Source organism: Nitrososphaera sp. AFS (genome assembly GCF_009898475.1).
Taxonomy (GTDB): domain Archaea; phylum Thermoproteota; class Nitrososphaeria; order Nitrososphaerales; family Nitrososphaeraceae; genus Nitrosopolaris.
In genome coordinates this window covers 1-10,113 of sequence record NZ_QURE01000081.1, presented here as the reverse complement: position 1 = coordinate 10,113, position 10,113 = coordinate 1, and the positions used below count along the sequence as shown (strand labels likewise).

Below are 10,113 nucleotides of genomic sequence, written 5' to 3'. Positions count from 1 at the left end.
TTTGATTTGGGATTAGGAGAGAGAGCAAGGTGGAGATCTAAATTTATGCGTACGATTCACGCATTCGTAATTATATGCTAACGATAGTATTCTTTCTTCTCCAAAAGGAGGACCGATTATTTCTGCTCCTACTGGCATTTTATCTTTAGTCAGCCCTATTGGCATACTAACAGCGGGAAAACCAGTGCTATTGAACAGTATAGTATTTCTTAGTAAAGCTTCCCTAGTTTGCATAACAGTACCTCCGATATCAATCACATCCAGCTCATCGAATCTAGGAGCAGGAATAATGGTTGTTGGCACAATAATAACATCAACCATCTCCTTTAAAATGGCTAGAAGCTCTTTTTTTAATTCTACATTTATAATTTTCTTTGCTTGTAGGTAATCAATTGCAGATACCTTTGTTCCTAGAATCAACATCTTTCTTACTTCTAGGCTATAACCTTCAGTTCTTGTCTTGAACCAATCTTCATGCACAGCTGTCGCTTCTGGATACCTGATATCTCTCCAGGTTTTGCAGAAGTTTTGATAATTCTGAAGACCTATGTCTGATACTTTATACTCCAATGATTTCAAATTCTCTACGAATTGATTGAAAAGCCTTTCAACTTCATAGTCCACATAATCAAAGAAGTAATCCTTTGGAACTCCAATAGCTAACCCTTTGGCATCGGATTTTTCGATAATCTTTGTATATTGAGGGATTTTTCTACGGCTGGATGCTAGGTCGTATGGATCCCATCCAGATATACATTCTAGTATCGCCGCCGAATCCCACACGCTCCTAGTGATGCATCCTACATGATCAAGGGATGGTGCCAGGGGGAAGACACCATGTTTACTGATCAGCCCATAAGTGGGTTTTAGTCCAACTACTCCGCATAGCGATGATGGAACTCTTAAGGAACCTCCAGTATCAGTTCCTAAGGCTATCTGGCTCATCCCTGTTGAAACAGCAACAGCAGAACCACCGCTAGAACCACCTGATATTCTTGACATATCCCACGGGTTTTTTGTATTCCCATAAAAGGGATTCACTCCAGTAATTCCTGATGCAAATTCATTTAAATTGTTGGTACCAAGGAAAATTGCACCTGCTTTCTTAATTTTTTTAAAACAGGTCGCATCAGTCTGCGGAATATAATCAGACAATATTTTTGAACCTGCCGTGCATCTGATACCTTTTGCATAGATAATGTCCTTTATAGAAAATGGAATGCCATGCAAAGGCCCACGATAGTTTCCACTTCTGATCTCCTTTTCAGCTAATCCCGCATTGTTATATGCATCACTCTCATCGGCAACGGTGATAAAAGCATTAAGGGATTTATTGAGTTTCCTAATTCTATCTAAACAAAACTCAGTCAAATCTACAGGCGTTATTTCACTTGTCTGTATTTTCTCTGACAATTCTTTAAGAGACAATAAAGAAAACTGTGATCTCTTAGCCATCGTATAGTATTTTATATCAAGGTCTTTTAAGTTTATACTCTGGGAGATAGGTGAGAGCGCCCATGTCAGTACGACAGGTCAGTTTATATGCTAGCAATCAATAGTCGCGATAACACTTTTATCTTATCATAATTAGCTTCTAGCGTCATAGCAATAAAGTTAGTACATGACTACCTATATAGAATGCCTTAAGTTAACAGAGCTATTCTGACGTAACAATTAGCTAAAGCAGTACCGTCTGCATGATTGAAATATTTTAAATTATCTATTTCTCTTATAATTCTAATGTCGTACGTTCCGGTACTGAAACATTCAGAATATCCAGATCATGTTTTGACATATGTCCAAAGTGTTGAAAACAAAATTTTCAGAGTGCGGATATCATAAAGCACCATGTATCCTCATGTAATAGCTATATGACTGAATTTGCAGAGATGTCCCAAGAGGAGAGATTATTGCCTAGATTGTTGGCGACAACGAACTTACCGCTTTAGCGAACAAAGATAATATTATCGCTATTTTATGATGGATGGTTCATTTCCAGGATCAATGATAACAATACCAGTAAATAATATTCATAATCAATCGTTGTTTTTCTATGTAGTACCTTTACTTTTATTATTCCGACTGATCAATAATCATGATTTGAACCAGAACCATAGGGGTACATGTTTTAAAGTATAAGCCTGCCAATGAAGATAATTAATTGGAATAGTAATATATTAAAAAGAAAAGAGCCAAACCTAATTGTTCATATGTTGCAGGGATCTGGAAGAGAAGTAAATAAAAATAAACCTTAGGGAATAGCTTCTGCTAGTCCACCTTTACTCGTTCCTGTTCCTGTACCTATTCCCCCAGATTCAATTGTCTGTAGTCCTTTCTCTTTCAATACTTGATTCAGAAGAGTTAGATCATATATGCCTGAAACGTCTGGACGTGGTTTTCCCTTTGCCAAGAATCCAATGTCGTAGGCATTGTTGGCTTGTTGAAAGAGAGATAACTTTAGCGGATCATAGGTAAATTGTATTCGTGACCAAGCTTGTTTCAATTCATTTTCCTTTATCGTCTTACCCGTTAGTTTCTGAAATTCAGTATTAAATAGCTTTATTGCATCATCGGTATGGTTATTTATCCATAATGTTTCATTAACATTTGCTGCAAGTAGTTTCTTGACCACGTCAGGATTTTGCTGCAAGTAATCAGTTCTGGCTACTATGTTTGTTGTTACAAACTTACCATCCGGTGGCCATAAGGTGCTTTCGTCTACCAATATTTTCCCTCCAGCTTCATTAACTAATCTTGCACCCCATGGTTCAGGTACCCAAGCACCATCTATCTGTTTCTTTAAAAACAAAGTTAGGATAGTCGGATTATCGACTGGTGTCACAGTCACGTTTCCTCCATTATCTTTTGTTTGATAACCTTTTGAATGCAGATAATTCCTAAGAGCTATGTCTTGAGTGTTTCCGAGTTGGGGTGAAGCAAACACTTTATTTGCAAAATCTTTGGGAGATTTAATGCCAGAATCGTTTCTCACTACAAATACAACACCGCCACTTGCAGCACCTGAGATTACTCTAAGACCATTACCTTGAGATGCAACATAGCCATTTACTGCTGGCCCTGGACCAACATATGTGACATCTACTCTATTTGCAAGAAGAGCTTGAATAGCAGATGAACCTGCATTGAATATGTATGGCTGTACTTGAATATTGCTCCCAAGTTCCTTTTGGAATTCTCCTGTCCCAAAACCAATTACCGCTTGAGCATGATTTACGTTAGGAAAATATCCTACTCTTAAGATCTTTGTTGTACCTGAAGTCTGTGCATATCCGACAACTGGTGAATGTAAAAAAATCATTGCTGCAAGTATTATTCCAATAGTAGCTATTGTTAGTTTTTTTGTTGTGTAATTATCCATTATTATTGAAGGTTATAAGATGGTGAATATTATCCATCCTATGCATGCAAATTTAGATACTTGCAAGCATGTTATTGCATATAAACATGAGTTTGTGCGTATTTATCAGCACTGTATATTGAAGTCTTTCAATATTAATTAAAAGAGATGGCAATAAATAGCCATAAATTAGAAGTGACAAAGTTAAAAATACGGAAAATATAATTAACTACCGTTTCTGATTTCTAAACATTAGCAATAGCATCCGGCCTCTAGCCAGAATTGCACGTATAGAAGGCATATAATCTGTATAGCTTGCATCTATGAGGGCAGTTATATTTCCTTAAACTCATACTTGGAACCAAATATGACATCCATCTTTGACCTTCGCACCAAAGAAACATTGCAAACAGAAGAAGAGACAGCTCAACAGACCAATAAGAAGAATACAATAGATCATGAGAAAAAAGAAGGGCCGAGCACACGAAGGTACTTCTTAATATGTCAGAAATGTTTTTGGTGTGCCTCTTTCATTGATAGGATGGGCGACACCCAGAACTTGAGTGTTAAAATTTGTCCTACCTGTAACGATAATAATATTGAATCATTACCATTATTGTACAATGAGCGTTACCATTTTGAATATACAGTGGCTCGAGGAGTTGTATTGGAGTTTCTTAAATAAATCAATCAATAAATAAGCTTTAAACATCATACCGAGTGCTTAACAAGAATTAGAATGTTGGAAAATTCGCATTAGGAAGTAATAATTCATAATAATCCTCTACTTCAAAGCAATGATCTTAAATGACAGATCTAGAATCTGAAGCAGTTATATGGCCAAATATTTGGTATTTGGAGAAAGTAGATGTTATGTAATCTTTATAAAGTTGCGGAAATATTCGGCCGTACGGTAACATTAAANNNAAAGCTCCTTCCAAATTTAAATATAACAATAAACCATACTATTAGTATAGATATGTCTGAGAAAACCTGCGCTCATGTTCAGCAAGTAAATCAAAACATAGAGGCAAAAACACCGAACGGTTGTGAAGAATGTCTCCAAATGGGTTCTGACTGGGTACATTTGCGTTTATGCTTATCATGTGGTCATGTTGGATGTTGTGACTCTTCTCCCAATAAGCATGGTACTAAACACTTCAAATCAACACATCATCCTGTCATTAAATCGTATGAGCCCGGTGAAAACTGGAAATGGTGTTATGTTGACCAGAAGTTTATGAAGTGATAATAAATATATCTAGTATATGATAGCACTTGTAATTAGATAAGTGAAGAAACAAATTGTCATCATTGGAATCAAATGGCAGTAACAGTATGTTTACAGATGAATCAGCCAAAGGCAGTAGTTTAGTAATAACCAAGGAAAGACCAAAGATCCTTCCGCTTCCAAATGGCCCTTATTACTTGTTAAACGATTTAAAGCCAAAAACTGTTGAAAATCTTCAGAATTCAAAAGGTGAACTACTTTCTACTGTGAGCGGAGTAGCATTATGTAGATGTGGAGCATCAAAGAACAAACCTTTTTGTGATGGTACGCATTCAATAATTGGATTTTCAACGGATAATAAAGCTGGCGAGAGTACTAGTAGTAATAGTGTAGAGACGAAGATAATCAAAGATAAAAGGAAGGACTATCTTGGCAGGAGGATTACAGTTCATGATAATAGAAGAATTTGTTCTCATGCTGCTGAATGTATAAACAATTTACCATCTGTCTTCAAACTCAATTCAAGGCCATGGATTGATCCTGATGCATCTGAAGTAAATAAAATAGTAGATACAATAGAAAAATGCCCATCCGGTGCTCTCAGCTACTCAATTGATGGTATAGAGCATAGAGATCAAAATGATAGAAATCCAATGGTCACAGTTTCCAAAAATGGACCGTATGTTGTTACTGGCGGTGTTGAACTTATTGGTAATAATATCCAATTTGGAGATGGAGCATCAAAAGAACATTATACTCTTTGTCGTTGCGGTGCATCCAATATCAAACCATTTTGTGATGGCATGCACAAAGTAATTAAATTTAAAGATGACAAGAACTAATCAAGAACTAATATAACTTACTTCTGGTTTTTAGCGGGATACTCAGTACATAAAGTCTTAAGCAATATTATGGAAAAACTGTCTACTTAGAAATTGCAAATTAGGAAATAGACCATTTGGAGAAGGAGGGCCAATAGAGATCATGGATATATAAATTATTTTTATGATAAATCAAGACTACTGTCTACTAAAGTAGAATAAGGAAGATCTATAGCTTAAGCATATGTGTCCCATTGTTTATCAGATTTCACAGCCCCAACTCAATAGTACTGCATCAACATCAGCTAAGATATTGGAGTCAGAAGATGATATTCCTAGTATACGAGACATACTGGCAGCAATTCTAGATGATAAATCACTAGCAATATTTGTAGCAATATCAGAATTAAGCAATGAGGGAGCAGATAGCCATACTATTCGCATAAAGCTGTCACTTACTCACAAGGAATATTATCACAGATTGGGAGCTCTTGTGCAAAGCAACCTAATAATAAGGAAAGATCACAATAAAAAATATATCCTTACATCTCTTGGTAAAGTAGTTTATAGTAATCTAATATTTATTCAATATGCGCTAGGTAACATTTGGGAACTCAGGGCTATAGATATAGTTAGAATTTCTGATAATAGAATATACGAAGACATTGATAAGATTGCTAGCGGATTAACAGACATACTCCTTCCTGAAGAGCGAATTAAAGAGATTCTTAGGAGATGAATGGTACTATACTATTATCGAATCTTGAAAATTGAGATTTACTTAGTTTACTTATTTAATAAGCTAATGTATTCATATGCACCAATCGTATTGTCAAAAGCATAATGAAGTTTTTGGAATTGTTTTCTAAAGTCAGCAACATCTTTTGCTACTAATTGTGGGTCCTGCTTATCAATAACTACCCTCTTTATGAAACTAGCAATTTCATTCATTTCTCCCTCTTTCATTCCTAGTCTGGTCGTTTCAGGGACGCCAATTCTCACTCCGCTTGGATGCATATAATGTCTTCCTGCTTTAATATCACCAGGTAATAATTGTCTGTTCAAAATGATATTGGCCCTTTCTAAATCCTTCTCAATTGAACCGCCGTCACCAAACTTAGAAACATCAACTGCAATCTGATGCGAGGCCGTATAACCTCTTTTCTCTCCTAAGACGCCAAAGCCAAATTTGACTAGCTCTTCAGCGAGGGTCCGAGCATTTTTGATTACTTGTTTAGCATAATCTTTTCCAAACTGTAATGATTCTGCTAATGCAATGGCTTTGCCGGCAACATGATGTAAATGATGGCAGCTGGTATTACCTGGAAAAACTGCCTTCTTGATTGCATCTGCGTGCTTTTCTAAAGATACGATAATCCCACCCTGAGGTCCCCACAGTGTTTTATGTGAACTCATCGTCATAGAATCTGCCCCCTCTCTCATCGGGTCTTGAAATTCACCCCCAGCAATTAATCCAGCTACATGCGCCCCATCATAGTTTATATACATACCATGTTCATGCATGAAATCGGATAACTCTTTTACAGGATGAGGAAAAAGGAAGAGACTGCCTCCAAACATTCCAAGTTTTGGTGATCTTCCATCGCGTGCCATTTCTTGTATCTTTTTTTTGGTCTGATCAACATCTATCGTCATTTCTTCCCTCGAAAACGGATAGTATTCTATATTTAACCCATGAACAAGGCCTGCAGTGCCAAAATTCTCCTTTTTCCCATGCGAAATATGTCCTCCATTCGGAATTGAGGCTGCCAGCATATAGTCTCCAGGATGTGAAAAAGCGGCATAAACAGCAAGGTTGGCTACAACGCCTGATGTCGCCCTGCAATCTGCAAACTCTGATCTGAAAACCTTCTTTGCCAGCTCGTTGCAGATCATTTCCACCTGATCAATATATACACAGCCCGCATAAACCCTCTCACCTGGCCATCCTTCGGCGTATCTGTTACCGAAGTCCGATGTTAGTGCTTCTCTTACTGCTGCACTTGGTATATTTTCACTTGCGATCAGTGGAATAGATACACTGAACCACTGATGGTGTTCTTTCATTAGCTTGAATATATTATCATAGGAAGCTTTGGCGCTCAACTTTGTATAGCAACTACCCTTCCTATCCTAGTCCTAATTAAGATATCGCATTATGAGCTCATATGGATAGTAATTTGATATGCTACTCTCGATATTAAAACATAAATGACCTCTCAGTAGATAGTAGTACTGTACCATCAAAGAAATGAGAAGGGCGCGAAATAGGCTTTGATGGATGGTTATAAGAGGATAAAGTGGTCATAGCAAAATACATCTACAGTAACGCCTAAACCATTAATAATAGTAACAGGTTTTGGGCCAGGAAACGAGTATGAATGAAAACAAAAAACTATTCCCCTCCTGAATAATATACAAATTAGGAAATAGTTGGGAGACCCAAAAGTAGGCCACAATGTAATAGAGCTGATACCAAATATCATCCATTTCTAGTACTGACATACCTTTACAACAACAGATGCAGTAAAGCGCGAGTTATCTAGGATTTACTCGGTTGTATAATGACACTAATGACGTTTTTTCAGAAGAGTCTATAGTTAAAACTCTTTTAAGGTATAAAGTAATCAAAGAATTGATGATGAAATCATATCGCTGTAATACTTGTGACAAAGAAATTATAGATAAAGGATTAGCTTACAAGCATAAGAGAACCACAGGCCATAAGCTGCTTAAGCGGTCTTTCGGAAAGTAGCAGCCAAGCTAGAACGAGCAGTAGCAAATACTAGCATGTTGCTTTAACTATGTAGTTAATTCGAATTTTTCGATTTGGAATTTATCTATCTATTTTAAGGTCAGCGCTCCTTTCGAATTCTCATAGATATTATTCTATCCAACTGGATTGAATGACTTATTGTTATACCAATTATAGCTAGATTGCTATTACCCCTAGTAATAGTGACCTAAAAGTTCATCTGTATCATTTCGAAAGAATCTATTCGCCTCCTCCGAACCCTAAAACATGACTTTACTTCCACGAGGTTTAACATTTGCTAGAAAAGTAATTCTTAGAGCGTGAGCTGAATGTAGTAATACTCCAAGCTCATGTATCTCGTTCGTTCTCGTTCCATCTGTTGTTTTTTATTTTGTAATTAATTTCTATTTCGTCAAGTATGTACTAACTATGCAATGCAATGAATGGTTCTCGGCCAAGTAATGAAGGTAAAGAAGATAATATTAGAACAATGGTACCATATACTAAAGTGATTAAAGACCTTTATTACATAGTATATATATTAATTAATTGGATAGAAAGACCGGTACCATTTGGTAAGTTTAGATGCAATCAATATCTGTCACGTGCAATTTATGTGAGATCGATATTTACATAAAGGATGTTTCACAGCACACATCCAGTAAAGAGCATCAGGACAATAAAGCGGCATTAGAGCGCGACTTGAGTAATTTGAGGCTTAAATGTTATACTAACGATGAATCTGCCATAACAAGCTGGATTTAATGTATATTAAGATGAGAAAACATCACTATTAGAGATATCGTGATATTTTGATGATCGATCGTTCCTCCAGCAGTACAATATTTCTTTTAGTGCAGACACAACAGTAAGTACTCTACGAAACCAATGATTGGATATATACGGTAGATTCTATAAGCACTGGAAAGAAGGGATGAAGAGCATCAACTAATTTGTAATGTGTAATGATTGCAATGAAAAGTGTGTCCTAATTAGTTAGTTATAGAGAGAGGTGACAGCAGCATTCTCAAATATTGGCCTAATTTGAATGCGATTGGTGTTTTTACTACCTCTACCATCCTCATGTGGTCTTGATGCTTGCGAAAGCTCGCGACCATAATCTAATTGGTCTAACATTAGTAGCATTCCTACACGAATCATAATCCCATCTCTAGCTGCACCTTTGTCTACCATTTTCACGACATCTAAGGATAATCTGTTTTTTAGAGAGTGAAAACTATTCATATTTCACTTCACTTTATTTCAATAATTCAGATAATGGTTTAGAGCGAAATTTTGCCCTCAGTTTCTTAGATTGGGTAGGTTCTTTTCTTTTCGCCTCAGGTCCATCAACGTTATGATATCAATGTATTCTAATGTGCGGCGTATATGGATGGTACTTGGTTAAATTGGTCATGTGCTTAATTTGAAAGGAAAATACGCTGCTAAAGAAACCTGCAGAATTACTGGTCACAATAATGTAGTATGCCTTTTGTAGATATGTTTAGGTTTACTTGCGGACAGAACTTCGTTTCGATGTAGTTTTTATCTTATATACAGGACGTTTGTCTTATTATCAAACCCTAGGTCTGATAAGCGTATGACTCTGAAGCCATTGTCATGCAAGTACTTCATTTCTTGAAAAAATAAATTTACATCTGTAGCATACGGTATTTTTTTACTGCTTTCTATATCATGATATGCTATTATAGGAACGGCATTTATCATTCCGTCTGTATTAATATGGTATATAATTGGGCTATTAACCTCTTCAACAAAACTCTGAAATGCTTTTGTATCGTTGTATGAATAACTAGAAGGATTATGAGTTCACTCTCTAAGGGAATACCTGTTCGCATAAGTTAAAGTACCATTATCAAAATACGTTCTACAATCAGTCTGACTAGAGTAGCGTTTCCAGCCATTGCAGTGCAAAAACATTACTACA

The 10,113-nt window shown here is 36.4% G+C and carries 8 protein-coding genes; 4 read left to right on the top strand and 4 right to left on the bottom strand.

Annotation, left to right across the window (positions count from 1 at the left end):
• Window positions 1-12: 12 nt before the first annotated feature.
• Entirely contained in the window at window positions 13-1,455 is a 1,443-nt protein-coding gene (locus DYY65_RS08715) for an amidase (RefSeq protein ID WP_162477576.1), read from the bottom strand.
• Between the two features lie 796 nt (window positions 1,456-2,251).
• Entirely contained in the window at window positions 2,252-3,379 is a 1,128-nt protein-coding gene (locus DYY65_RS08710) for an ABC transporter substrate-binding protein (RefSeq protein WP_162477575.1), read from the bottom strand.
• A gap of 346 nt (window positions 3,380-3,725) precedes the next feature.
• On the opposite strand from DYY65_RS08710, the gene DYY65_RS08705 reads away from it, so the two are divergent.
• The 4 genes from DYY65_RS08705 (at window position 3,726) to DYY65_RS08690 (ending at window position 6,149) form a co-directional block, all read left to right on the top strand.
• Window positions 3,726-4,043: a hypothetical protein gene (locus DYY65_RS08705; RefSeq protein ID WP_162477574.1), complete on the top strand. Its 318-nt coding sequence runs from the start codon at window positions 3,726-3,728 to the stop codon at window positions 4,041-4,043.
• Window positions 4,044-4,337: 294 nt separating this feature from the next.
• Window positions 4,338-4,607 (top strand): ubiquitin carboxyl-terminal hydrolase 14, encoded by a 270-nt coding sequence (locus DYY65_RS13050; protein WP_162477573.1) that lies wholly within the window; start codon window positions 4,338-4,340, stop codon window positions 4,605-4,607.
• A 56-nt stretch (window positions 4,608-4,663) separates the two neighbouring features.
• Window positions 4,664-5,431, top strand: a complete 768-nt coding sequence (locus DYY65_RS08695; RefSeq protein WP_201449422.1) for a CDGSH iron-sulfur domain-containing protein — start codon at window positions 4,664-4,666, stop codon at window positions 5,429-5,431.
• 292 nt (window positions 5,432-5,723) lie between these two features.
• A complete protein-coding gene (locus tag DYY65_RS08690) occupies window positions 5,724-6,149 on the top strand; it encodes a hypothetical protein (protein ID WP_162477572.1) in 426 nt (141 codons plus the stop codon).
• A gap of 47 nt (window positions 6,150-6,196) precedes the next feature.
• On the opposite strand, the gene glyA is transcribed toward DYY65_RS08690, so the two are convergent.
• Together glyA and DYY65_RS08680 are read right to left on the bottom strand one after the other, a co-directional pair.
• The gene (gene glyA / locus DYY65_RS08685; RefSeq protein ID WP_162477571.1) at window positions 6,197-7,516 is read right to left on the bottom strand and encodes a serine hydroxymethyltransferase; all 1,320 of its coding nucleotides are present in this window, start codon (window positions 7,514-7,516) and stop codon (window positions 6,197-6,199) included.
• 1,645 nt (window positions 7,517-9,161) lie between these two features.
• Window positions 9,162-9,410: a hypothetical protein gene (locus DYY65_RS08680; RefSeq protein ID WP_162477570.1), complete on the bottom strand. Its 249-nt coding sequence runs from the start codon at window positions 9,408-9,410 to the stop codon at window positions 9,162-9,164.
• Window positions 9,411-10,113: the final 703 nt, after the last annotated feature.